At 63.8% G+C, this 23,976-nt stretch carries 29 protein-coding genes; 12 read left to right on the top strand and 17 right to left on the bottom strand.

Going from position 1 to position 23,976, the window contains the following annotated elements; translation table 11 throughout:
• The first annotated feature begins 40 nt into the window (after positions 1-40).
• From EL2594_RS01405 to EL2594_RS01395, 3 genes are all read left to right on the top strand, one after another.
• Positions 41-346 (top strand): hypothetical protein, encoded by a 306-nt coding sequence (locus EL2594_RS01405; protein WP_011413251.1) that lies wholly within the window; start codon positions 41-43, stop codon positions 344-346.
• 302 nt (positions 347-648) lie between these two features.
• Positions 649-1,443, top strand: a complete 795-nt coding sequence (locus EL2594_RS01400; RefSeq protein WP_011413250.1) for a hypothetical protein — start codon at positions 649-651, stop codon at positions 1,441-1,443.
• Between the two features lie 176 nt (positions 1,444-1,619).
• Positions 1,620-2,153 carry a hypothetical protein gene (locus EL2594_RS01395; protein WP_011413249.1) on the top strand — a complete coding sequence of 178 codons (534 nt, stop codon included), beginning with the start codon at positions 1,620-1,622 and terminating at the stop codon, positions 2,151-2,153.
• A gap of 6 nt (positions 2,154-2,159) precedes the next feature.
• On the opposite strand, the gene EL2594_RS01390 is transcribed toward EL2594_RS01395, so the two are convergent.
• The 9 genes from EL2594_RS01390 to rpsU all read right to left on the bottom strand — a co-directional run bounded on the left by EL2594_RS01390 (position 2,160) and on the right by rpsU (position 9,176).
• The gene (locus EL2594_RS01390; RefSeq protein WP_011413248.1) at positions 2,160-2,396 is read right to left on the bottom strand and encodes a hypothetical protein; all 237 of its coding nucleotides are present in this window, start codon (positions 2,394-2,396) and stop codon (positions 2,160-2,162) included.
• 35 nt (positions 2,397-2,431) lie between these two features.
• Positions 2,432-2,890 carry a tRNA (cytidine(34)-2'-O)-methyltransferase gene (locus EL2594_RS01385; RefSeq protein ID WP_011413247.1) on the bottom strand — a complete coding sequence of 153 codons (459 nt, stop codon included), beginning with the start codon at positions 2,888-2,890 and terminating at the stop codon, positions 2,432-2,434.
• A 6-nt stretch (positions 2,891-2,896) separates the two neighbouring features.
• The gene (gene gatB / locus EL2594_RS01380; protein WP_011413246.1) at positions 2,897-4,393 is read right to left on the bottom strand and encodes an Asp-tRNA(Asn)/Glu-tRNA(Gln) amidotransferase subunit GatB; all 1,497 of its coding nucleotides are present in this window, start codon (positions 4,391-4,393) and stop codon (positions 2,897-2,899) included.
• A 10-nt stretch (positions 4,394-4,403) separates the two neighbouring features.
• A complete protein-coding gene (locus EL2594_RS01375; protein WP_011413245.1) occupies positions 4,404-5,234 on the bottom strand; it encodes an FkbM family methyltransferase in 831 nt (276 codons plus the stop codon).
• Complete coding sequence (locus EL2594_RS01370) at positions 5,231-6,328, bottom strand: glycosyltransferase family 2 protein (protein ID WP_011413244.1); 1,098 nt, start codon at positions 6,326-6,328, stop codon at positions 5,231-5,233. Before EL2594_RS01370 ends, EL2594_RS01375 begins: the two co-directional genes overlap by 4 nt.
• The gene (gene gatA / locus EL2594_RS01365) at positions 6,316-7,803 is read right to left on the bottom strand and encodes an Asp-tRNA(Asn)/Glu-tRNA(Gln) amidotransferase subunit GatA (RefSeq protein ID WP_011413243.1); all 1,488 of its coding nucleotides are present in this window, start codon (positions 7,801-7,803) and stop codon (positions 6,316-6,318) included. The genes EL2594_RS01370 and gatA overlap by 13 nt, the downstream gene beginning before the upstream one ends.
• A gap of 109 nt (positions 7,804-7,912) precedes the next feature.
• Positions 7,913-8,215: an Asp-tRNA(Asn)/Glu-tRNA(Gln) amidotransferase subunit GatC gene (gatC, locus tag EL2594_RS01360; protein ID WP_011413241.1), complete on the bottom strand. Its 303-nt coding sequence runs from the start codon at positions 8,213-8,215 to the stop codon at positions 7,913-7,915.
• Between the two features lie 30 nt (positions 8,216-8,245).
• Positions 8,246-8,839, bottom strand: a complete 594-nt coding sequence (locus EL2594_RS01355; protein ID WP_011413240.1) for an FKBP-type peptidyl-prolyl cis-trans isomerase — start codon at positions 8,837-8,839, stop codon at positions 8,246-8,248.
• Positions 8,840-8,969: 130 nt separating this feature from the next.
• Positions 8,970-9,176 (bottom strand): 30S ribosomal protein S21, encoded by a 207-nt coding sequence (gene rpsU, locus EL2594_RS01350; protein ID WP_011413239.1) that lies wholly within the window; start codon positions 9,174-9,176, stop codon positions 8,970-8,972.
• A 212-nt stretch (positions 9,177-9,388) separates the two neighbouring features.
• Between rpsU and crcB the strand changes: the two genes are divergently transcribed.
• From crcB to EL2594_RS01325, 5 genes are read left to right on the top strand one after another with little or no spacing between them, the layout of a single operon-like run.
• A complete protein-coding gene (crcB, locus tag EL2594_RS01345) occupies positions 9,389-9,799 on the top strand; it encodes a fluoride efflux transporter CrcB (RefSeq protein WP_011413238.1) in 411 nt (136 codons plus the stop codon).
• A complete protein-coding gene (locus EL2594_RS01340) occupies positions 9,796-10,995 on the top strand; it encodes an RluA family pseudouridine synthase (RefSeq protein WP_011413237.1) in 1,200 nt (399 codons plus the stop codon). The genes crcB and EL2594_RS01340 overlap by 4 nt, the downstream gene beginning before the upstream one ends.
• Complete coding sequence (locus EL2594_RS01335) at positions 10,992-11,648, top strand: HAD-IA family hydrolase (protein ID WP_011413236.1); 657 nt, start codon at positions 10,992-10,994, stop codon at positions 11,646-11,648. Before EL2594_RS01340 ends, EL2594_RS01335 begins: the two co-directional genes overlap by 4 nt.
• On the top strand, positions 11,641-11,856 hold the full coding sequence (locus EL2594_RS01330) for a hypothetical protein (RefSeq protein ID WP_011413235.1): 216 nt from the start codon (positions 11,641-11,643) through the stop codon (positions 11,854-11,856). Before EL2594_RS01335 ends, EL2594_RS01330 begins: the two co-directional genes overlap by 8 nt.
• Complete coding sequence (locus EL2594_RS01325; protein ID WP_011413234.1) at positions 11,853-12,551, top strand: ATP12 family chaperone protein; 699 nt, start codon at positions 11,853-11,855, stop codon at positions 12,549-12,551. The genes EL2594_RS01330 and EL2594_RS01325 overlap by 4 nt, the downstream gene beginning before the upstream one ends.
• Before the next feature lie 48 nt (positions 12,552-12,599).
• Here EL2594_RS01325 and EL2594_RS15265 read toward each other — a convergent pair whose 3' ends face one another.
• The 7 genes from EL2594_RS15265 to EL2594_RS01295 all read right to left on the bottom strand — a co-directional run bounded on the left by EL2594_RS15265 (position 12,600) and on the right by EL2594_RS01295 (position 17,066).
• Positions 12,600-12,797, bottom strand: coding sequence for a hypothetical protein (locus tag EL2594_RS15265; protein WP_155805921.1), 198 nt, complete (start codon positions 12,795-12,797; stop codon positions 12,600-12,602).
• Complete coding sequence (locus EL2594_RS01320) at positions 12,781-13,002, bottom strand: hypothetical protein (RefSeq protein WP_011413233.1); 222 nt, start codon at positions 13,000-13,002, stop codon at positions 12,781-12,783. Before EL2594_RS01320 ends, EL2594_RS15265 begins: the two co-directional genes overlap by 17 nt.
• 78 nt (positions 13,003-13,080) lie before the next feature.
• A complete protein-coding gene (locus EL2594_RS01315) occupies positions 13,081-13,335 on the bottom strand; it encodes a hypothetical protein (RefSeq protein ID WP_041685513.1) in 255 nt (84 codons plus the stop codon).
• 213 nt (positions 13,336-13,548) lie between these two features.
• Positions 13,549-14,142 (bottom strand): ABC-type transport auxiliary lipoprotein family protein, encoded by a 594-nt coding sequence (locus tag EL2594_RS01310; RefSeq protein WP_011413231.1) that lies wholly within the window; start codon positions 14,140-14,142, stop codon positions 13,549-13,551.
• A gap of 8 nt (positions 14,143-14,150) precedes the next feature.
• Positions 14,151-15,101, bottom strand: coding sequence for an MlaD family protein (locus EL2594_RS01305; protein ID WP_011413230.1), 951 nt, complete (start codon positions 15,099-15,101; stop codon positions 14,151-14,153).
• 3 nt (positions 15,102-15,104) lie between these two features.
• The gene (locus tag EL2594_RS01300; protein ID WP_011413229.1) at positions 15,105-15,953 is read right to left on the bottom strand and encodes an ABC transporter ATP-binding protein; all 849 of its coding nucleotides are present in this window, start codon (positions 15,951-15,953) and stop codon (positions 15,105-15,107) included.
• A complete protein-coding gene (locus EL2594_RS01295) occupies positions 15,954-17,066 on the bottom strand; it encodes an ABC transporter permease (RefSeq protein WP_011413228.1) in 1,113 nt (370 codons plus the stop codon).
• A gap of 92 nt (positions 17,067-17,158) precedes the next feature.
• On the opposite strand from EL2594_RS01295, the gene EL2594_RS01290 reads away from it, so the two are divergent.
• From EL2594_RS01290 to EL2594_RS01275, 4 genes are all read left to right on the top strand, one after another.
• The gene (locus EL2594_RS01290; RefSeq protein WP_011413227.1) at positions 17,159-19,495 is read left to right on the top strand and encodes a valine--tRNA ligase; all 2,337 of its coding nucleotides are present in this window, start codon (positions 17,159-17,161) and stop codon (positions 19,493-19,495) included.
• Positions 19,408-20,007, top strand: a complete 600-nt coding sequence (locus tag EL2594_RS15720) for a class I tRNA ligase family protein (protein ID WP_267878783.1) — start codon at positions 19,408-19,410, stop codon at positions 20,005-20,007. The genes EL2594_RS01290 and EL2594_RS15720 overlap by 88 nt, the downstream gene beginning before the upstream one ends.
• A 38-nt stretch (positions 20,008-20,045) precedes the next feature.
• The gene (locus EL2594_RS01280; RefSeq protein WP_011413225.1) at positions 20,046-20,858 is read left to right on the top strand and encodes a zinc-dependent peptidase; all 813 of its coding nucleotides are present in this window, start codon (positions 20,046-20,048) and stop codon (positions 20,856-20,858) included.
• 353 nt (positions 20,859-21,211) lie between these two features.
• Positions 21,212-21,949 (top strand): 7-carboxy-7-deazaguanine synthase QueE, encoded by a 738-nt coding sequence (locus tag EL2594_RS01275; RefSeq protein WP_011413224.1) that lies wholly within the window; start codon positions 21,212-21,214, stop codon positions 21,947-21,949.
• A gap of 261 nt (positions 21,950-22,210) precedes the next feature.
• On the opposite strand, the gene EL2594_RS01270 is transcribed toward EL2594_RS01275, so the two are convergent.
• Positions 22,211-23,896, bottom strand: coding sequence for an ATP-binding protein (locus EL2594_RS01270; protein ID WP_011413223.1), 1,686 nt, complete (start codon positions 23,894-23,896; stop codon positions 22,211-22,213).
• Positions 23,897-23,976 lie beyond the last annotated feature (80 nt).

Below are 23,976 nucleotides of genomic sequence, written 5' to 3'. Positions count from 1 at the left end.
GTGGCGAAAAGCCGCGCCACACCAACCAAAGGAGATTTCAATGTCCGTAGCAGGAACCTACAATACCGTCGTCAAGAGCCCGATGGGCGACCAGAGCGGCACCTTCACCGTGGTGCCGGGCGACGATGGCGACACCTTCACCGGCAGCATGGCTGGCGGCATGGGCTCGATGGATGTCGAGAACGGCAAGATCGACGGCAACAAGCTGACCTGGGACATGAACATGACCGTCCCGATGCCGATGAAGCTCGAATGCGAAGCCACGGTCGAAGGCGACCAGCTGACCGGCAACGTCAATGCTGGCGCTTTCGGCGCCATGCCACTGACCGGCGAACGCCAGGGCTGATAACTCACAGAATCAGCGAGAAATCGAGGGCCGCCGGAGCGATCCGGCGGCCCTTTCTTGTGCGAGGTTCATGGGCCTCTCCTTCCTAGTCTGTCACGCCACCTGGCATGGCGACGTCGCATGGCCCGCGGCTACGCTATGGTGGCCGCGGCAACACTGATTGACCGCGCGCCCGGCTGCGCTTTTAATTGTATGTAAACCATGCCGATTTGACCCGATCCCAGTTGTTGGTAGCATGGCGAATCGAAGGGCCAAAAAGCCTGCGTGGTCGCCACAGCGAATTTCATCAGGGGAAGAGAAAGATGAAGCGGATTGCAAAATATGCCGTAGCTGGAGCCGCCATGTCAGCCGTGGTCGCCACGCCGGTCCTAGCCGAAAAGGCGAGCCAACTGGTCGATATCAACGGAATGTTCGGGCGCGATGCTGAAAGCGCACTGCGCGATCGTGGCTTCGCGCACATTTCCACTCACAAAAATACCATGGGGTATGTTTACAGCTATTGGTGGAACGAGAGCGACGACGATTGCGTCCAGGTCGAAGTCTATAACGGCAGAGTCGAAACGATTCAGGATGCGACCGATCAGGATTGCGGTCATCACGAGGGTAGCAATGCCGCTGCGGCGGTCGGTGTAGTGGCTGGCGCGGCCATCCTAGGTGCTTTGCTCGGCCACAAGTCCCACCACCATGACGATGGCAAACATCACGACGATTACGCGACCGAGCAGCAATACGACCGCGGATACCAGGACGGGCTGCACAACGCTTCCTATCACAATTACGATCGCTCCGATTCCTATGCAAACGGCTACGAAGCCGGGGTCGAAGAGCGAGAAGCGAATTTGCGCCATCACAAGCGGCGCGGCGGCTATAGTCCGACAGCGCAGTTCAACGACCTGAGCGGCGCACGAGCAAGCAGCGGCATGGATGCTCTCGAACAGAGGGGCTTCCGGCAGGTCGACAATTTCACCAGTGGCAACACCCGCTATTCGATCCAGTGGCGCGGCCAGTCGCAGCAGTGCCTGCAAGTGACCATCGCTGACGGACGCTTCTACGACATTCGGGATATCGGCCAGCATCCCAATTGCCGCGGGCGGTAAGGAGAGCGAGCATGCGTAACACAGTGATTGCGGGGGCTCTTGCCCTCGCACTCGCCGCTTGTGGCGAGCCCTCAGATGTTGCGAACACTTCCGCGCCGGACGCTCCAAACGATACTGTTGCCGCAATTCCCGGATCCCTTGCGCCTTTCGGCGACGGATATCCCGCTTCAGGCGATTTGTGCCGTCGTCTGGGCGAAAGCGCGGCCACTTCCAACTATCTCGACGACAGTGCAATCCTGATCGGTTGCCCGACCGAGGCGGCGGCGAAAGCGCTGAGCGGAGAGATCGTTGCCACTATCGAGGGCGTTCGCCTGGTCAGTATCTCGACCGGTGATGCGAATGCCGGAATGGGCGAAACCGGTCCTGTGACGGGCACCACAGATGACGCCTTGGTCGCGGGTACCGATTACAACGCCACTGCTTCCATCCAATGCGGGTTTGCCAACGCCGCGCCGACGCGCAGCTGCGCTGCAGGCGTGAAGCGCAACTGGAGCGAACGCCCGGGTGAGCATCTTGTCGAAGTGACCAAGCCAGACGGTCGCAAACGGGCGATCTTCTTCCGCGGGACCGAGCCCTTTGGTGCGGACAGTGCACAATCGGACGGCTCCGCCGGATGGGACTTCGAAACCAGCCGCGATGGAGACAAGGTAACGATCAGCTACGGTCCGGAAACCTATGTTATCGTCGATGCGCTGATCACCGGCGGTTAAGCGCTCTCAACGTCTCCACAGCCAGTAAAGAATGCCGGCATTGATGACAGGTGCCAGTATGGCGAGCGCGGGGCCCGCAAGCCCCGCTTTGTCGCCCAGCCAGTTCCACGGCAGTCCGAGCGGCACGAGAAACACGCCCGACAGCGGGTCCTGCTCCTGCCCGAACCAGCCGAATGTGCCGACCGCCAGCAGGAAGAGCGCCAGCGCATACAACCCGATGAAAATCATGAATGCCCATCTCATGCCGCACAGGTTACCACTCCCGCCTGAATTGGCAATCAGCTGAGCTGCCCCCGCATCGCCTGATACGCCGCCGCCGCAACCGTGTTGGCGAGGTTAAGCGAGCGGACCTTGTCCGAACGCATTGGCAGGCTGACCATCTGCGCGCGATGGGCCGCGACTATGCCCTGTGGCAACCCTTTGGTCTCGCGCCCGAAGACGAGATAGGCATCCTTGGGATAGTCCGGCTCGTAAAAGCTGCGCGGCGCATATTCCTCGAACAGGAACAGCTGGTCCGCGCGCGGCGCGCGTTCGGCGAGAAACGCGTCCCAGCTGGCACATTCGACGAGCCGGATATGGGGCCAGTAATCGAGCCCAGAACGCTTCACCCGCTTGTCGTCGATGGCAAAGCCGAGCGGGTGGATCAGCACCAGCTCCATGTCGAGCGCGACGCAGGTCCGCCCCACCGCGCCGGTGTTACCGGGAATTTCCGGGTGGACGAGGACGATTGCAGTCACGGCTGATCAGCCGAGCTTGTCCTTGAGGATCTGGTTCACCACCGCCGGATTGGCTTTGCCCTGCATCGCTTTCATCGTCTGGCCGACGAAGAAGCCGAACAGCTTGTCCTTGCCGCACTTGTATTGCTCGACCTTGTCTTCGTTGTTGGCAAGGATCTCGTCGATCGCGGCTTCGATGGCGCCGGTGTCGCTGACCTGCTTGAGGCCCTTCTCGTCGGCGATGGTGGCGGGGTCGCCGCCTTCCTTGAGGACGATCTCGAAGATTTCCTTGGCCTGGCCGCCCGAAATCTCGCCCGCGTCCTGCATCTTGAGTATGGCGGCTTGGCGCTCGGCGGTGGCGTTTTCGACATGCGCTTCGTCACCCAGCGACTTAATCACGCCCGGCGCGACCGACAGGGCCCAGTTGGCGACTTGCGTGGCGACCTTTTTCTCGTCCTCGCCGATGGCCTTGGCGGTGGCGGCGAGCAGCGTTTCGAAGCGGGCGAAAGTCTCGACCTCCGCGGTCAGTTCGCGCGCATTGTAGGGCGTCAGGCCTAGCTCGTTTTCATAACGCTGGCGCTTGGCATCGGGCAGTTCGGGCAGGCTCGCTCGGCATTCGTCGAGGAAACTGTCCTCCAGCTCCAGCGGCAGCAGGTCGGGATCGGGGAAGTAGCGATAATCGTGCGCGTCTTCCTTGCTGCGCATGGTCCGCGTGGTGCCGGTGCCCGGATCGAACAGGCGGGTTTCCTGTTCGACCGCGCCCCCGCTCTCAATCAGGTCGACCTGCCGGTTGGCTTCGTATTCGATCACTTGCATGACGAAACGCACCGAGTTGACGTTCTTGGTCTCGGTCCGCGTACCGAATTCTTCGCCCGGGCGGCGCACCGAAACATTCACGTCTGCGCGCATCGAGCCTTCTTCCATATTGCCGTCGCACGAGCCGACATAGCGCAGGATCGCGCGCAGCTTGCGCACATAGGCCCCCGCCTCGGCGGGCGAGCGCATGTCCGGGCGGCTGACGATTTCCATCAGCGCCACGCCGCAGCGGTTGAGGTCGACATAGGACATGGTCGGGTGCTGGTCGTGCATCAGCTTGCCGGCATCCTGCTCGACATGGATGCGCTCGATTCCGATGACCTTGTCTTCCGAAATGCCCGCCTTCTCGTCGGCTTCGATCAGCAGCTGCCCCTCGCCCACCAGCGGGTGGTAAAGCTGGCTGATCTGGTAGCCCTGCGGCAGGTCGGCATAGAAGTAGTTCTTGCGGTCGAACCGGGACCATGTGTTGATCTGCGCCTCGATCGCCATGCCGGTGCGCACCGCCTGGCGGATGCACTCGCGGTTGGGCACTGGCAGCATGCCCGGCATCGCGGCATCGACGAGGCTGACCTGCGCGTTAGGCTCGGCCCCGAACTCGGTCGACGCGCCCGAAAACAGCTTAGCATTGGAAGTGACCTGCGCGTGGACTTCGAGGCCGATCACGACCTCCCATTCGCCGGTTGCGCCCTGGATGCGGTAAGTGCTCATGGGATGGCCCTTAGCTATTCTCTTGGTGGATGGCGAGACAGTTCACGCTGGTTTCGTAGCGCTGGAACCGTTCGGTGACGGCGTAGCCGTGCTCGGCGCAGAATTGCTCGAATGCGGCGAGGTTTTCGGTCTCGACTTCGACGAACAGCGGCGGGTGATCGCGGGCGATGGTGGCGGTGAGGCCGCGCAGGACCGGGAGTTCGAAGCCTTCGGTGTCGATCTTGATGAAGCCGATGGCTTGCTCGCCGACCAATGCATCGCCGGTGACGAGGTCGATGCCGCCCTCGCCTTGCTCAAGACGGGCTGCGCCGAGATTGTTGCTGGTGCTCTGCAATCTGGCCTGCCCCGCGCTGTCCGATAAGCCGACACGGTGCAGCTCGATCCGATTTGCAACGTGATTGAGCGCAGCGTTGGTTTCGAAGATTCGCGCCGCTACTTCCTGCGGTTCGGAAGCGATCACTCTGTCCGCGCCCAGCACCAGCGCAGCGAACAGCGCATGGTTGCCTACGTTCGCTCCGACATCGAGGAAGGTGCCGCCCCCAAGACGTTGGTCCCAGGCGCTCTTGATGATCGCCAGTTCTTCCGGCTCATAGAATTCGCCCTTGCGGTGGACCTGCTGGATCACGTCGAGATCGTTGGCGACGAAGAGCCTGATCGGCACCCCGTCATGCGCACCCTCGACCACCGCACCCCGCAGCAGGCCGGGTTCTTCCTCCCGCCACGCCAGCCGCGCGCCGGCGATGCGGTGGTCGCGGGTCAGCGTCGGCATCACGTCCATGCCCAGCCGCCGCGCCAGCTTGATGATGCGGCCGCCCCACAGATAGGGCCGGAACAGCTTCACGCCGCGCCCCCTTCGCCCACGAAGAAGCGCTCCACCTGCGGCAGGTCGAGCGCGACACCGCGCTTGACGAGATGCGCTATCCGCGCCGGATCGCTGACGGTCAGGCATTCATCGAAGAAGCGCCGCGCATCCGCCTCATTGCAATCGAGCGCGATATCGCCGATCGCGCGCCGGGCGGCGAAATGGACCGGACGCTCCTCGCGATTGCCGCGCCGCTGGCCGAACTTGTGCAGGTAGCTCTCGGCATCGGTGAAGTCGAAATGCAGCATCTTGGCGCGTTTCGCCTTCACGGTCTCGCCTTCGCCATCGCCCTTCTTCCAGTGATGGATCGTCGGCAGCCAACCCCGCGCCAGCCGCGTGCGCAGGATAGACTTGTGGCTGGAGTAAGAAAGAAAATAGCCCGCCGGGATCGCCTCGCCCGTCTCCGGATGGAACAGCCGCCGCGGCAGATCTCTGCCCAGCGCCTTGTCCCAGTACCACTGGTCGTAGCGCGCCACCTTGAGCGGGTTCGAGACCACCGACAACGCTTTTCGCGACGTGCGCCACGCCGCCTCCAGCGCAGGAAAGCGCGCCTGGAAGTGCCGATGCGCGAAAGGATACGCCCGCGCTGCGCCATCGGGCAGGACATCGCAATTGGGCAGCAGGACCTGCGCGACATCCGGCTCCTGCCCGGCGAGCAAGCTCTGCATCGCGATGGGATCGACGCCGCCGGACGGATCGGGCAGCAACAACTCGTCGGGATCGATCATCGCCAGCCATGCGATGCCGTCCTTCAGCGCCAGCCGCGCCGCGACCCACGCGTTAAGGTTCTTGCGGGCATCGATGAAGCTGCCCCAGCCCTTGGCCAGCTTCTTCGAGAAGCCGGGAGCATCGCGGACTTCATCGGGCGGCACGCTCTCGCGCACCATCACGTCGCGCTGCTTGTCCAGCCAGTCGCGCATGGAATCGGTGGTGCCGTCGAGGAAGACGTAGAACCGTTGCGCACCAAGCGTCCGATGCCACTTCAGCGCATCGGGTAGCAGCCGGGCCTCGTTCTTGACCGTATAAACAATCCCGAAACTCGGCCCAACGCTCGACGAAGTCACGCCCACCATGTCTCCGGCCTGGCGGTGAACCCATTGCGCTGCTCGATGGCGAGACCGGCGTTTAGCACGCCCTGCTCGTCGAAGGGCTTGCCGACCAGTTGCAGGCCGAGCGGAAGGCCGTCCGAGTTCAGACCGCCCGGCACGCTTATCGCGGGCAGGCCTGCGAGCGAGGCGGGGACGGCGAAGACATCGTTGAGATACATCGCCAGCGGATCGGCCTGCATTTCGCCGAGGCCGAAAGCCGCATTGGGCGTGGTCGGGGCGAGGATCAGGTCGCATTCGGCCCAAGCCTGCTCGAAGTCGCGCGCGACCAGCGTGCGGATCTTCTGCGCCTGGTTGTAATAGGCGTCGTAGAAGCCCGCGCTCAGCACATAGGTGCCGATCAGGATGCGGCGCTTGACCTCGTCGCCGAAGCCTTCCTCGCGAGTGGCGGCATACATGTCTTGCAGTCCCGCGCCATCGGGCAGGTCGCGCAGGCCGTAACGCACGCCGTCATAGCGCGCGAGGTTGCTGGAAGCTTCGGCCGGCGCGATGATGTAATAGGCGGGCAGCGCATATTTGGTGTGCGGCAGCGAGATATCGACGATCTCTGCGCCTGCATCCTTAAGCCATTTCTTGCCGCGTTCCCAGCTGTCGAGAATATCCTGCGGGGTGCCGTCCATGCGGTATTCGCGCGGAATGCCGATCTTCTTGCCGCTGAGGTCCGCAGAAAGGCCCGCTTCCCACTGGGGCACAGGCATATCCAGGCTGGTCGCATCCTTGGGATCGAAACCCGCCATGGCCTCGAGCATGATCGCGCAATCCCGGACGCTGCGCGCTATCGGGCCGGCCTGGTCGAGGCTGCTGGCAAAGGCCACGACGCCCCAGCGGCTGCAACGGCCGTAGGTCGGCTTGATCCCGGTCGTGCCGGTGATCGCGGCGGGCTGGCGGATCGAGCCGCCGGTGTCGGTACCGGTCGCGGCCGGGCACAGCCGCGCAGCAACAGCGGAACTGGAGCCACCAGAAGAGCCGCCCGGCGTCAGCGCAGTGTTGCTCCCGGCTTTCCGCCACGGGCTCTTCACCGGGCCGAAATAGGATGTCTCGTTGGACGAGCCCATCGCGAACTGGTCCATGTTGAGCTTGCCCAGCATGCCCGCACCGGCGCGCCACAGGTTGGCGCTGACGGTCGACTCGTACTGCGGCACGAAGCCTTCGAGGATGTGGCTGGCTGCGGTGGTCTGCACGCCGTCGGTGCAGAACAGGTCCTTCATGCCGATCGGCACCCCGGCCATGCTGCCGAGCGTTTCGCCATTCGCGCGCGCCGCATCGACCGCAGCGGCGGCTTCGAGCGCCTTTTCCGGCGTCTCGACGATAAAAGCGCCGAGGTCCTTGGCTGCGGCCACCTGCGCGTTGAAGGCCTCCGCCACTTCGCGGGCGGTGAAGCTGCCATCGGCAACCCCGTCGCGGATGTCTGCGACGCCGAGTTCGGTTAGTTCACTACTCATACTTCGTCATTCCCGCGCAGGCGGGAATCCAGCTTCCCTTTGTTTCTGGATCCCCGATCGGTCGCGGCTGCGCCGCTGTCGGGGATGATTGAATGAAAACCTGCGGTCTTCATTCAATCACCTTCGGCACACCGAAGAACCCATGCTCCGCCGCAGGCGCATTCGCCAGCACCTTGTCGCGCACGCCGCCGCCGGTCAGCGGGTCGGCGTTCACCTCGTCTTCGCGGAGGCGCAACGTGTTGGGAATGACTGCGGTCATCGGCTCGACATCGGACGTGTCGACCTCGCCCAGCTGCTCGACCCAGTCGAGGATGTTCGAAAGTTCGGGCGCCATCTTCTCCAGCTCGGCATCGGTCATCTTGATCCGCGCGAGCGAAGCGATCTTGGCTACGGTTTCCTTGTCGACGGACATGGCGTCGGGGGCCTCCTGTCGTGAGGGAGATTAGTTCTGCGGCGGCGGGCCGGGGACCTGCTGTGGCGGGGGCGGAGGAGCGACACCGCCCTCGCCGCCCTGCTGCGCTTCCATCGCCTGCTGCATCGCCATCACGCGGCGCTCGGCATCTTCGCGGCTCATGAAATCGACGAGTTCGACTTCGAAAGTGAGGTCGGCGCCCGGCGGGATCGGCGATCCGGGGCGCGGCTCGTCGCCATAGGCGAATTCGGACGGGATATAGAGCTCATAGGTGCCGCCCTTTTCCATCTGCTGGAGACCGATCAGGAAGCCATCGACCACCTGGCCTTCCTCGAGCAGGAAGGGCGTGCCTTCGGGGAAGATGCCCGGGGGGAACGGCGACGGGCCGCTTTCGTCGAACACGGTACCGTCGGCCAGCGTGCCCTTGTATTTCACGAAGGCGACATCGCCGATCGACGGGCTACCGCCCGAACCGGCGGTGATGGTTTCGACGCTTACACCCTTGGGCACCGCGGCCCAGGCGACGCCTGCGCCGATCAGCACGGCGACGATGACGCCCAGCCACAGCTTGGTCAGCGAGCCCTTGGCAATCGGCTGGAGCGGAACGCGGGTAACTTCGGTCATGACCAATCCTGGATTTGCGGCGCCCGCCGCGATTGCAGATAGGCGAAGGGCGCGGAAATTGCTTCCCGCGCCCTTTGGCGTAACCGTGCCGCCACTTCAAGCGGCTGCGGCATAAGAATCGCCGTGCGACTTATTTGATGCCATCACGCTCCATGCGCTTGCGCTCCATCTTGCGGGCGCGGCGCACGGCAGCGGCCTTTTCACGGGCGCGCTTTTCGCTCGGCTTTTCGTAGTGGCGACGCAGCTTCATTTCGCGATACACCCCCTCGCGCTGCAGCTTCTTCTTGAGCGCGCGGAGAGCCTGATCGACATTGTTATCGCGAACCATGATTTGCATAAAGAACGTCACCTCAAAACAAAGGGGAGAGCCCGCCCAACGCGCGGGATACACCGCAAATTTCCAATTAAGAATGCGCCGAATCCGCTAAGCGGTCGGCTTTCGTGACACTGCTATAGGCAAAACCGCGCAAAAGCGCAAGGCGTCAGGCTGTTGCAGCAGCGCAACTTGTCGCTTGGCGAGGACGCCCCGCAGCGGCTAAGGCAGCGGCCGTGAGTACCCTTCCCCCACTTTACGCCACACTCAATGTCGCCCTCGGCGGCGCGATCGGTGCCGTGTTGCGCTACCAGATGGGCCGCTGGATGACCGGCTGGCTCGGCGCACCGGCGATGAGCGTCTTTCCCTGGGCAACGCTCGCCATCAATGCGCTGGGCAGCTTGCTGATGGGCGTGCTGGCGGGCGTGCTGTTCAAGCTTTCGCCCGGCGTGCAGGACCAATGGCGGCTGTTGATCGGCACCGGTATCCTCGGCGGCTTCACCACTTTCAGCGCCTTCAGCCTCGAAGTCTGGGTGATGGTCGAGCGCGGGCAACCGGCCTTCGCCGCGCTCTATGTCGTGCTGTCGGTCTCGCTTGCGATCAGCGCGCTGGTGTTCGGTCTGATGCTGACCCGGCTGTTCGCATGACGAGACGGCAGGATCCCGACGGCGTGCGGCAATTCACCGTCGAAGCGGACGATGAAGGCGTCCGGCTCGACCGCTGGTTCAAGCGCAACCTGCCGCAGGTCGGTTTCGGCACGATCTCGCGCTGGGCACGGACCGGGCAATTGCGCGTCGACGGCAAACGCGCCAGGCCCGAGGACCGGCTGGCGGCGGGCCAGGTGCTGCGCATTCCACCAGGCGGCGAAGACCCCGAGCGCAATCCGCGCGCCCGCAAGCCGCTGAGCCCGGAGCAGGTCCGGATGGCGCAGGACATGGTCATCAAGGAGACCAAGAGCGCGATCGTCCTCAACAAGCCGCCGGGCCTCGCGACGCAGGGCGGGACCAAGACGACGAAGCATGTCGATGGACTGCTCGATGCCTTTGTCGATGGGGAGGACGATCCGCGCCCGCGCCTCGTCCACCGGCTCGACAAGGACACCAGCGGTGTCCTGTTGATTGCGCGCACCCCGGGCAGCGCGGCGGCCTATTCCAAGCGCTTCGCGGGCCGATCGGCCAAGAAAGTCTACTGGGCGTTGGTGGTCGGCGTGCCCGACTTGCATGAAGGCGAGATCGACGCGCCGCTCGCCAAACAGCCGGGAACCGGCGGCGAGAAAATGCATGTCGACGAAGAGAACGGCCAACCGGCCAAGACCCGCTACCGCGTGGTCGAACGGGCCGGCAACCGGGCCTGCTGGGTCGAACTCGAGCCGATGACCGGACGGACCCACCAGCTCCGCGTACACATGGCGGCGATGGGGCACCCGATCGTGGGCGATGGCAAATATGGTGGGCAGGACGCATTTCTGACCGGAAGCGTCAGCCGCAAGATGCACCTGCATGCGCGGCGGCTGATCATCGCGCAGCCCGCCGAGAACGGGAAAAGCGGAGGCAAGCTCGATGTAACGGCCGACCTGCCCGAGCATTTCGCGGCCTCGATGGAGCAATTGGGCTTCGACATTTCGCTCAGCAAGGCGCGCCCGCTGCGCGAGGACATTACCGAAAAGACCCCGGCTGAAAAGAAGCAGGCCGCGCGCCAGCACGCCAAGCAATATCGCAAGTCGCAGCGTTCACCCCGCCGGGCGCGTGGCGGCGATACGACCCGAAAACTCGGCAAGAAGTCGGGCGGCGCGAAGGTGAAGCGCGGCAGGAAACCGGGTGGGCCCGGAGGCAAGAAAAAGTGACCGCCCGCCTCGCCGTATTCGATTGCGACGGGACGCTGGTCGATGGCCAGGGCGCGGTGTGCGACGCGATGGAAGCGGCGTTTGCCGCGGCCTCGCTGCCCGCGCCGGACCGCCGCGATGTGCGGCAGATCGTCGGGCTGAGCCTGCCGCAGGCGATCCGCATGCTGGCCCGCGAGGCGAGTGACGATCAGGTCGCGCAGGCTGTCGATGCCTACAAGGCGAGCTTCTTCGAGGCCCGCCAGCAGGGCCGCGTGCACGAGCCGTTGTTCGACGGGATCGTGCCTTTGCTCGACCGGCTCGGAACGGGTGGATGGGCGCTGGCGGTCGCGACCGGCAAGAGCAATCGCGGGCTGCACACAGTCCTCACCCAGCACGGCCTGATCGAACGCTTCGCCAGCCTGCAGGGCGCGGACCATCATCCGTCAAAGCCGCATCCGGCCATGCTGCATGTTGCGATGGAAGAGGCGTTCGCCGAGCCCGCCGCGACCGTGATGATCGGCGATACCACCTACGATATCGAAATGGGCCGCGCCGCAGGCACGCGCGCGATCGGGGTCGCCTGGGGCTATCACCCGCGCGAGGCCTTGCTCGACGCGGGCGCGGAAGCCGTCGCCGAAACGCCTGAACAATTGGGGGATATGCTCGATGGATGACCAGGAAAAGCTCGCCCGCCAGCGCTTCATGCTGCTGCAGATCATCCGGCTTGGGGGCGCGGCGATGGCGATGATCGGCGCTGTCATCATATCGGGTCGCTGGATCGACAGCCCGGAACTTGGCTATGTCCTTTTGGTGCTGGGTGCGCTTGAGTTCTTCATCGTGCCCAACCTTGTCGCCAAGAGCTGGCATGCGCCGGACCCATGAAAAAGTTCTGGAAAGAGGTAAGCGTCGAGCAGGTCGACGGCGGGTACCAGGTCGCGCTCGACGGGCGCGGCATCAGAACGCAAGGCAAGCGCCCGCAAATCGTGCAAACCGCCGCACTGGCTGAATTGCTGGCCGACGAATGGCGCGCGCAGGGCAAAGACATCGACCCCGCCAGTTTTCCGCACCGCGACATGGCCGATTACGCCATCGACCGCATCGCTACCGCCGCAGACGATATCCCGGCCAAGTTGATCGGTTTCATGGAAACCGACACGCTCTGCTACCGCGCCGATCCCGACGAACCGCTCTACAAGCGCCAGCTGGACATGTGGGAGCCGCTCGTCACCGCTTTCGAAATGCGCGAGGACATCAGGGTCGAGCGCGCCAGCGGCATCATCCACAAGCCCCAGCCGCCGGAAAGTCTCGCCAAGCTAAGGGCGCGGATCGACGCGCTCGATCCGTTCACCCTGGCCGCCCTGTTCGCCACCACGTCGCTCAGCGCCTCGCTTATCATCGGCCTGGGCACCTTGGAAGCCGATGCCGACTCCGAAACACTGTGGGACGCCGCCAATTGCGAGGAGGACTGGCAGGTCGAGCTATGGGGCGACGATTTCGAAGCTGCCGACCGCCGCGCGAGGCGCAAACGCGATTTTTTACGCGCGGTAGAGTTTGCACGGGCAAGTGCAACGCCCTGAATGAGCGTGATCGCAGGAGAACGGGCGCGTGCTATCGGTCCTAGCGTATCACATAAGCGACTGACGGCGTTGTTGCGCCACGGCGTCCTCAAGCGTTGAATAGACGTAGGATCCTACGCGATATCGGACCAATGTTTCGGCAATGATCCCTTCGGGCAGTGCCGTGCCGGCAATCGATCCCGTGGATCCGCCTTCGTTTTCCCATTCGTTGCTTGCGCGCTGGTCGGGATTAGCTGTTTCTGACATCTTGCTCGCCTCGGCATATCTCTGCAACGGGGAGCCGTTCCTCGCGGGGCCAGCCGAGCTCGGAGAGGCCATTCGCCTTCCTCCAGTCCGCGATCCGCTTTGCACGCCCGCCCAACAGGTCGGCAGCCCGCATGCGCTCGTCAGCCGAGCCCGAGCGGTCGACTTTCATGGCGGCTAGCTGGTGATCGAAAAGAAATCGGTTCATCGGCACGCGGAACACTCCTTGCGAGTGACAATGTGCAAGAGCCGGGAGTTAAGCTCCCGGCCCTTGCTCTTGTCCGGATCAGCCCTGCTGTGCGCTGGCCTGGTCCTTCTGGCTTTGGCCGTCGCCCTGCTGGTGCTGCAGATTCACGGCTTGCTTCTTGCCACCGTCGACTTCGCTGGTTTCATAGCTGAAACGCTGATCGACTTTCGGCATCTGGCCTTCCTGCTGCAGGTCCGCCTTCTTGAAGCGAAGTACGTCGCCGCCCTTTTCCGCGGTGATCGAACCGGTGCCCGAGCTGCTGTCGTAGCTCTTGATCTTGCCATAATGTGTCATGTGCCATTCCTTCATGCGAGTGTGCAGCGCGCCAGAATTGACCCGGCTGCGACTAAGAGGCGGAACTGAAGGAAAGGGCTTCCGATTGGGGAAGCGGTGACCGTCGATTGCGGCTGGTAGCTGTGACTTAGATGGCTACGGCGGCCCGCGATTACAACTACGCTTGGACGCTAAAGCGACGAAGCGAGCGTATCGCTGGGAGGAAATTCGCCCCTACCCCCCAACCCAATCCGCAACCTGCTGCGCCACGTCGTTGGCGGCTTCGTTCAGCGCATCGCCGACCGGGCCCGCTTCCGCTGCCACGCCCGGCACCACGCTTGTAAAACGCTGCGTCGTGATCACGTCGCCGCTGCCTTCGCGCACGGCATCGAAGGTCACGATGACGGAGGATGTGCGTGCATCGTAGCCGAAATCGACCAGGCTGCCGCGCAGCTGGTCGCCGGTGGCGATGGTCGGGTCGAAGCCGTCGATAACGACGCGGTTGCCGCTCGCGCGGATCGTCTCGCTCAGCAAGCGGCGGAACAGGCGGGTCGGCTTTTCGACCCACATGGCGTCCTTGAGATAGGCGACATTGGCATCGTCCACCTGCACCGGCACGCGGTTGACGGAGAGGCGCTGCGGCGCTGTCGGCTCGACCACGGTCAGCGCGGTCTGGCCGGTGCCCTGGGTCGGCTGCCCGGCGCTGGCTGTGCGTTCCGGCGTCAGCGTCAGCAGGCTCTCGGGCGGCTCGCTGCCGAAACTGAGGCAGCCTGCGAGCGAGAGGGCGGCGGCGAGGCCCAGGGCAGTGCGTGAAGCGAAGCGCATCATTCGTCCTCTCACGGTTCGTAGTCCGGCAGTTTGGGGGAGCCGACGAGGCCGGCGGCACCTTCATTTTCGAGCCGCTCGGTCACGGCGCGCAGCGCACGGCTGGTCTCGCGCAGGTCCTGCAGCGTGGCATTGGCGGCGGGCAGCGTCTGGTTGTTGAGCTGGCGGGCGGCGGGCTGCGCCTCTTCGAGCGTCTTGCCCAGCGAATCGAGCGCCCCGGCCGCCGATTTGAGCGTACCGCGCAGTTCGACGGCCAGCGCCTGGCCTTCCTGATTGATCAGCTGGTCGGTCGATTGCGTCACGCTTTCAAAAGCATCGAGCGTCTCGCCCGCTTCGCGAAGGGTGATTTCGAGTTCGGCCAGGGTGGCCTCGATTCGCGGAGTGGCGCGGGCGAGGTCTTCGGTCATCGCGTTGGTATTGGCGAGAATGCCGGTCAGCGCGGCCTGGTTATCGTCGGACAGCGTCAGCGTCAGCCGCTCGGTCAGCGTCGCCAGCCGTTCGAGCAAAAGCGGCGCATTGGCCAGCAGTTCGCCCAGCCCGCCCGGCTTGGTCGGGATCACGGGTACACCTTCGGGACAAGCGCTGGCTTCGTCGCAGGCGATCGGCGGAGCGCCCGCCCGCGCACCGTCGAGCAGGATCGTCGAGACGCCGGTGAAGGAGCCCTGGATGGTGGCCGTCGTGCCGATCAGGATCGGCACTTCCTCCTGCACACGGATACGGACGCGCACGAATTCGGGATCGCGTTCCCACAGTGCGATCTGCGACACCTGCCCGACCGGGACACCCGCGAAGGATACTTGCGACCCGGTGGCGAGCCCCGAAACCGATTGCTGGAAGAAAATGTCGTATTCGTTCTGGTTGCCTTCGTTGAAGCGCGCGATCCAGATGATGAAAGCCGCGAGCGCCGCCAGCAAAGCCAGCGAAACCGCCCCGACCCAGATATGATTTGCCCGCGTTTCCATGCCTTATCCCTTTGAGCCGCTGCGGGCCGAATTGTCCATATCGCCGGTCTTCGCGCGATTGGCACGGTCCTGGCTCGCCTTTGCCGCCCGGCCGCGCGGCCCGTTGAAATATTCCTGTATCCACGGATGCTCGGTTTCGAGCAGTTCGGGGATCGTGCCCACGGCGATGACTTTCTTGTCGGCGATCACCGCCACCCGGTCGCAAATCTCGTAGAGCGTATCGAGATCGTGGGTGATCAGAAACACCGTCAGGCCGAGCGTTTCCTTCAGTTCGCGCGTGAGGTCGTCGAACGCAGCCGCCCCGATCGGATCGAGTCCGGCGGTCGGCTCGTCCAGGAACAGCAGTTCCGGGTCGAGCGCCAGCGCGCGAGCGAGGCCGGCGCGTTTTTTCATGCCGCCCGACAGCTCGGACGGGAATTTGCTCGCCGCATCTTCCGGCAGCCCGCTCATCACCACCTTGTAGCGGGCGATTTCGTTCATCACCTCGGGCTCGATGTCGGGATAGAACTTTTTGAGCGGGACCTGCACATTCTCGGCCACCGTCAGGGTCGAGAACAGCGCCCCGCCCTGGAACAGCACGCCCCAGCGGCTGCGCACGCCGATTTCCGTGTCGGGATCGGCTTCGGTGATCGAATTGCCGAAGACTTCGACCTCGCCCTCGGTCGGGCGCTGCAGGCCGATGATCGAGCGCATAAGCACCGACTTGCCGGTGCCCGACCCGCCAACGACACCGAGAATTTCGCCCTTGCGCACGTCGAGGTCGAGATCCTCGTGCACGACGGTGCTGCCGAACTGGTTCTTCAGACCGCGCACGCTGATCGGCGTATCGTGATGATAGGCTGCGTCCGACATTCAGCCCCACCCGATCTCGGTGAAGAAGACGGCGAAGAAGGCATCGAGAACGATGACCATGAAGATCGCCTGCACCACCGCCTTGGTCGTGCGGCTGCCGACCTCTTCCGAATTGCCGCGCACCTGCATGCCCTGGTAGCAGCCGGCGAGCGCGACGATCAGGCCGAAGACCGGCGCTTTGATGAGCCCGACCCACAGGTCGTAGGTCGGCACAACGTCCTGGATGCGTTCGAGGAAGTTCCAGAACGGGATGCCAAGCGCGAATTCGGAGACAACCGCACCGCCCACGATAGCGACACAGGCGGAATAGAAGCCGAGCAGCGGCATCATCAGCACGGCGGCGAGAATGCGCGGGAGCACCAGCGCTTCGACCGGGGAAATGCCGATCGTGCGCATGGCGTCGACTTCCTCGGTCAGTTTCATCGTCCCGATCTGCGCGGCAAAGGCGCTGCCGGACCGGCCCGCGACCATAATGGCCGTCATCAGTACGCCCAGTTCGCGCATGGTGATGCGGCCGACGAGATTGACTGTCAGCGTTTCCGCCCCGAACTGTTCGAGCTGCACCGCGCCTTGCTGGGCGATGACGATCCCGATCAGAAAGCTCATCAGGCCGATGATCGGCAGCGCGTTGATGCCGACCAGTTCCAGCTGGCGGAACAGCGCCTTGTGCGGGAAACGGCCGGGATGGAGCAGCAGGCGGCCGAAACCCGCGACGATCGCGCCGGCGAAGCTGAGCAGGTCGAGCAGATTGTGCCCGAACTCCACCACCCGCTCGCCGGTCATCATGGCGACCCGGCGGAACAGCGGGTCGCGCTCCGGCGTTGTTTCGGCCTTGTTGATGCTGCCCTGCACCGCATCGATCAGCCGCGAGGCTCGATCGCTGGCATTGCGGATTTCGGCATCGTGGGCACCGGCGACAGTGCAGGCCATCCAGGCCCCGACCGTGTCGATCTGCGAAACGTCGCCCAGGTCGACGGCGGAAAAGCCGCCTTCGAGCGCGCGCAGGTCCTGGTCGATCGGGCCGATGGTGGAGACGAGATAGGGACCTGCCAGCCGCAGCACCGTGGTGCCGTCGTCCTGCTCCTGCAGTGAAAAGCTTGCCCCTTCCGACATCGCGGCAACCTATGCGGGCAAATCGCTGGCCAAACAAGACGCTATCGGCTTTTCGTTGCAATGCACAAATCGCGCTGGCAATGCCTCGCCGCATGAGCACTGCATTGCCCACCACGTTCGACCCCGCCGCGATCGAAGCGCGATGGTACCGGCATTGGGAAGAGAACGGCTGCTTCCGGCCCGAACGCCCGGATGCCGAGCCCTTCACCATCGTCAATCCGCCGCCCAATGTGACGGGCAGCCTGCATATCGGCCACGCGCTCGACAACACGCTGCAGGATATCGTGATCCGTTACGAGCGGCTGCGCGGCAAGGATTCGCTGTGGGTGGTCGGCACCGACCATGCGGGCATTGCGACGCAGATGGTGGTCGAACGCCAGCTCGAAGACAAGCAGGACAAGCGCACCAATTACACGCGCGACGAGTTCAACGATATCGTCTGGAAATGGAAGGCGGAAAGCGGCGGCACGATCACCCGCCAGCTGCGCCGCCTCGGCTGCTCGATGGACTGGAGCCGCGAGCAGTTCACGATGGACGAGCACTTCACCAAGGCCGTGCTCAAGGTCTTCGTCGACCTCCATAACGACGGCCTGATCTACCGCGACAAAAGGCTGGTGAACTGGGACCCCAAGCTGAAAACCGCGATCAGCGATCTCGAGGTCGAGCAGCAGACGATCCCGGGCCATTTCTGGCATTTCAAATATCCGCTGGCCGACGGTGTGACGCTCGATAGCGGGCAAGACTATATCGAAGTCGCAACCACCCGGCCCGAGACGATGCTCGCCGACATGGCGGTGGCCGTGCATCCGAGCGACGAGCGCTATGCCAGCGTTGTCGGCAAGCACGTTGTCCTGCCGCTGACAGGTCGCCGCATCCCCATCGTCGCCGACGAACACGCCGATCCGGAGCTTGGCTCGGGCGCGGTGAAGATCACGCCGGGACACGATTTCAACGATTTCGAAGTCGGCAAGCGCGCGGGGATCGCGGCGGGCGAGATGCTCAACATGCTCGATGGCGACGCCAATGTCTGCCAGACCGCCGACGGGTTGGTGCCGGAGGAATTTATCGGCCTGCACCGCTTCAAGCGCGGCAATATCGCGGGCGAGGACACCGGCGCACGCGAACTGGTCGTCAAGCGGCTCAAGGAACAGGGCTACCTGATCCCGCACATCGCCAAGACCAAAAAGGGCGAGGAAGTCGAGATGGACGCCGAGCCGCGCCAGATCGCCACCCCCTTCGGCGACCGCGGCGGCGTGGTGATCGAGCCGTGGCTGACCGACCAATGGTATGTGAATGCCGAGGAACTGGCCAAAAAGCCGATTGAAGCTGTGAAGAGCGGCGAGATCGAAATCGTCCCCAAAGCTTGGGAGAAGACCTTCTTCAACTGGATGGAGAACATCCAGCCCTGGTGCGTCAGCCGCCAGCTATGGTGGGGGCACCGGATTCCGGCATGGTATGGCGATAATGGCGAATGCTATGTCGCGATGTCCGAAGAAGAAGCGCAGGCGCAAGCCGGCGACGGGGTTACTCTGACGCAGGACTCCGACGTCCTCGACACTTGGTTTTCCTCCGCCCTCTGGCCCTTCGCCACGCTCGGCTGGCCGGACGAAACGGCGCTGCTCGAAAAACACTACCCCAACGACCTGCTGATATCCGGCTTCGACATTCTGTTCTTCTGGGATGCGCGGATGATGATGGCGGGGTATTACAACACCGGGCTCAAGCCCTGGCCCAAGCTCTATCTCCACGGCCTGGTGCGCGCGGCCGACGGCGCAAAAATGTCCAAGTCCAAGGGCAATGTCGTCGATCCGCTCGGCCTGATCGACCAGTATGGCGCGGATGCCCTGCGCTTCTTCATGGCGGCGATGGAAAGCCAGGGCCGCGACATCAAAATGGATCAAAGCCGTGTCGAGGGATACCGCAACTTCGCCACCAAGCTGTGGAACGCGACGCGGTTTTGCCAGTCCAACGGCATCGGTGCTTCGACCACGATAAAAGCGCCACCTGCGCGCCTGGCTGCCAACCAGTGGATTATCGGCGAAGTCCAGCAGGTCTGCGAAGAGATCGAGCAGGCGATGGCCGACCTGCGCTTCGACGCGGCGGCCAATGCGATCTACCAGTTCACCTGGAGCCGTTTCTGCGACTGGTACCTCGAGCTGATCAAACCGATGTTTGCAGAAAAGCCCTCTCCCCTTGAGGGGAGAGGGTTGGGAGAGGGGAATGAGGACAGCGCTAGCCAGCCCCCTCCCCCCCGACCCCCCTCCCCTGAAGGAGAGGGGAGTGGTCGCCCGCCACCGAAACGCGCCAAGTCGCCGGCTGGGCGCTCGACCAAATCCTCGTCATGCTACACCCCTTCATGCCCTTCATCACCGAGGAGCTGTGGCATGCCCAAGGAACAACAAGCGGGCGTGAGCGGCCCTACGAACTGATCCTCGCGCAATGGCCAAACCCGCGCGCGGAAGTTTCCAAGGAAGCGACCGATGCGATCGACTGGGTGATCGACCTCACGACCAATGTCCGCTCGGCCAAGAACGAGCTCGGCATCCCGCCGGGCGAGAAGCTGGCGGCCTTCGTGCCCTCGCCTTCGGACTTGGCCGCCAGCACGATCGAGCGCAGCAGCGCCGCCATCGAACGGCTCGCGCGGTTGACGCCCGTGACAGTCGGCGAGGCCCCGTCCGGCCCCGCGATGCAGGTGACTGCGCTCTCGGACGTGTTCGTTATCCCGCTCGAAGGCATAATCGATATCGAGGCCGAGAAAACGCGCCTCAGCAAGGCCCTCGAAGCCTCCCAGAAGGAAGTGAAATCGCTCGACGGGCGGCTGTCCAACCCCCACTTCGTGGAGCGTGCCAAGCCCGAAGCGGTCGAGAAAGCCAAGGCCGACCACGCGCATCACAGCGCCGAAGTCGAGCGGTTGCAGACAGCGCTCGCACGGTTGGGGTAGACCTACCCAAACCGCCGGAGCGACCTTACCTTCACCTGATGTCGCCTTGGCTTGCCCTCTCGATACCGCTGCTGATCGTCGCAGCCCTGCTGTACCGGCGGCAATCGCGGTTGCGGAAACGCCGCGAACTGCTGGCAACGCCGCTGACCCCGCAGCAGCGCGCAGTGGTCGAGCGGCTGGTGCCGCTGGTGAAGCGGTTGCCGCGCGAGTTGCAGGCGAAGCTGGAAGGCAAGATCAACCTGTTCCTCGACCAGGTCACCTTCCGCGGCCTCAACGATCTCGAGGTGCGGGAGGAGATGCAGCTCTCCATCGCCGCGCAGGCCTGCCTCCTCGTCGTCAACAGCCCGGTCTGGTATGACACGATCAGGAACGTGCTGGTCTATCCGTCCGCCTTCCTGACGAACCGCGATACGCAAGATGGCCACTTCGTGCACGAGGGGCGGCACGCGACGCTCGGCGAAAGCTGGGCGCGCGGCCCGGTGGTGCTGTCGTGGGACGATGCGCTGCAGGGCGGGCTCGACGCGACGGACGGCCACAATGTCGTCATCCACGAATTCGCGCACCAGCTCGATGCCCTGTCCGGTCACACCAACGGTATTCCGATCCTGCGTAGGGGGCAGACCTATGCGCGCTGGGAAAAGGCCATGCTGGACGCCTACAACGATCATGTCGCGCGGCTCGAGCGCGGGGAGCGGACCCTGATCGATCCCTACGGCGGCACCAACCACCAGGAATTCTTTGCCGAAGCGATCGTGACCTTCTTCGAAAAGCCGACAGGGCTCAAACGCGAAGAGCCGGCGCTTTACGCGCAGCTGGTCGAGCTGTTTGCGCTCGACCCGGCAGAGTGGTGATTGCAGCGTTTTCCTTGGTTGCGACCATCCCTGTGGCCGTCACCCCGGACTTGATCCGGGGCCCAGCTTGCTTGCAGTCGAGCGCGGGGGCCAAAAGGCAGCGGGATCCCGGATCGGGTCCGGGATGACGGTGGTATGCGGTGACGATTGCCACGATCGAATTTTCCTACGCGGGGTTTTAATGGCATGGCGGATCAACGCGCGTCTCAGGCGGGCTTTTTGGAGAAAAGTGATCTGCGATGTGTCACCTGTCCGGAATTATAGTTATCCTCGTAAAATCAGATATTTAGACCGACCATCCCCGGGTGACACCCTGTCACCTTTGTCACCCAAGTAGGAAATTTTCGCATACCATGGCGCAACTCACGCTCGCGACCGACGATACCGGGGGTCCGGAAATTTTCGCCTCCGTCCAAGGCGAAGGCCTTTCGGCCGGTGCGCCGGTCGCCTTCGTGCGCCTGTCGCGCTGCAACCTCGCCTGCGTCTGGTGCGACACGGCCTACACCTGGCACTTCGAAGGCGATACTCGCCCGCATCGCAGCGGCGAGACGTTCGAGCGCAAGGCCAATCAGGTCTCTCTCGATCCCGCCGATGTGGCGGAGCGGATCGCGGCGCTGGGACAGAAGCGGCTGGTCATTACCGGCGGCGAGCCGCTGATGCAGGGCGGGCCGCTGGCGGAGCTGCTCGAGCTTTTGCCCGATATGACTGTGGAAATCGAAACCAACGGCACGACCAAGGCCCCGCCCCGGCTCGATATCCGCATCGACCAGTACAATGTCAGTCCCAAGCTCGCGCATTCGGGCAATCCGGCGGAGCTGGCGCTGATCACCGAACGGTTGGACAGCTACGCGCTCGATGACCGCGCCTTCTTCAAATTCGTCATCGCCGAACCCAGCGATGTCGAGGAAGTGCTAACCCTGCAACGCGCACATGCCATCCCGGCCAAGCGCATCTTCCTGATGCCAGAGGGTACCGACAGCGAGACACTGCGCGAACGCGAGCAATGGCTGGTACCGCTATGCCTTGAGCATGGCTTCAGGATGAGTGACCGGCTGCATATCCATCTGTTCGGAGATACGCGGGGTACGTAATTTGTTTGGCCTCAAGCGCCGGCGGCCGCATCCGCGGCCTTGGGCTATCCTCCGGGGGCCCGACCCCTTCGGGGCCACCCCTCCGGTCGCGCAGTCGCGCTCTGGCTCGGCTATGCCTCGCGATAACTCCAGCTCTCAATTCTTGGTCGCGGAGCACGGCGCGTAGCGCCGCAAGGCCGACCGGCCGCCCGCATCGATTGGGCCGTCAGGTCCCTTGAGCGAGGAAATCGCATCCCGGAAGGGATGCGGACAACAAAAAACTTAACCCTGCGCGCGCCAGCGATGGACGACGCGCTGAACCGAATCCTCTTCGCCGCCGCTCTGGTTCCACAGCTCGACGAAGCTCGGGTCTTCCGACGCGGGGCGCTTGGATTCCTCGAGATTGTCGAAGGAGACGCGGATCGGAATGGCCACGCCCTCGCCGCAGACGATGCATTCGCGGTTGCGCAGCGCGGGGATGGAGTCGAGGAAACCGCGCGCCCCTTCGGGCATGGCGGCTTTCACGAAGGCTTGGTCGCGCTCGTTGTTGAGGCGCATCGAGATGATCGTGCCGCATTGCGACAGTACGCCTTCGGCAAGGTCCGAGGGACGCTGGGTGATGAGGCCCAACGAGATGCCGTATTTGCGGCCTTCCTTGGCGATCCGGCTGAGGATGTCGCCGACCGAGGAGCCGTCGGCATTCTTCTCCGAGGGCACGTAACGGTGGGCTTCCTCGCACACGAGCAGGATCGGCCGGGTGCGCTCTTCGCGGGCCCAGATCGCATAGTCGAAGACCAGGCGGCTGAGCACGGCCACGACGGTGCTGGTAATGTCCGAGGGCACGCCCGAAACGTCGATAATGGCGATCGGTTTGCCGTCGCTCGGCATGCGGAAGATCTTGGCGATGAAATCCGCCATGGTGTCGCCGACGAGCATGCCGGAGAACATGAACTGGTAGCGCGGATCGCTCTTCAGTTCCTCGAGCTTGTTCTTGATCCGCATATAGGGCGCGGACGAGGTCGCCTTGTCGAGCTTGCCCATTTCGTCGGCGATCGCGGTGGAAAGGTCCGACAGCAGATACGGTATCGGGGAATCGACGGTGATCTTGCCGAGGCTTTCGGCCAGCCGGTTCTTGCTGCGCGCCCTGAGCAGGCACTTGGCGAGGATATCCTCGTCGACCTGCCGGTCGTCGCCGTTGCTGGTAAGGAGAACTTCGCAGTGTTCCTGGAAGTTCATCAGCCAGTACGGCATCTGCAGGTTCGACACGTCGAGGATCATGCCGGTGTTCTTGAACGCGGCGGAATACTCGCCGTGCGGGTCGACCATCACGATATGACCCGCTGGCGCGGCCTCGCAGATCCGGTGCAGGATCAGCGCGGCGCTGGTCGATTTACCGGTACCGGTCGAGCCGAGCAGCGCGAAATGCTTGCCCAGCATGGCGTCGACATAGATGCCGGCACGGATATCCTTGGTCGGATAGACTGTGCCGATCTGGATGTTGGAGCGGCCATCGCTGGCATAGACCATCTTGAGGTCGGCGGTGCTGGCCGGGTAGATATAGGCACCGGGCACCGGGTAACGCGTCACGCCGCGCTTGAAGCTGTGAATGCGACCGGTGAGTTTTTCTTCCTGCCCTTCGCCCAGGAAGTCGATATTGGCGATGATGCCGCCGTTCTGGCGCCGGTCCTGCCGCTGGTTGCGGACGCTGGCGAGGAGCCAGCTATCGCCGACCTTGATCTTGATCTGGCTGCCGACCTGGCCGGCGAGCGCGATCGAAGGATCTTCATCCTTCATGCATTCGTTGAGCCGCTGGAGGTCGAGCGCGATCTGCGAGCCCGAGCCCGCTATTTCCAGCACCACGCCGATCGGCTTGGCGGCATTGTCGGCGGCCCGCGCTGCACTTCTTGCGCCCTGCGCTTCGCCCGCCGGCGCTGCTGCGCGAATGTCCTGGTTACCCATATCGGTCATGCAATCGGACCCTGCTTCCCTGCTGAGGTTCAACGGCGGGACGCTAGCCGCAGCAGGGTTAAGATCGCGTCAATGATGCC

This window comes from Erythrobacter litoralis HTCC2594, from assembly GCF_000013005.1.
GTDB classification, from domain to species: Bacteria; Pseudomonadota; Alphaproteobacteria; order Sphingomonadales; family Sphingomonadaceae; genus Parerythrobacter; species Parerythrobacter litoralis_A.
Note: the sequence above shows the minus strand (reverse complement) of the source record. Positions and strands in the feature narration are given on the sequence as shown.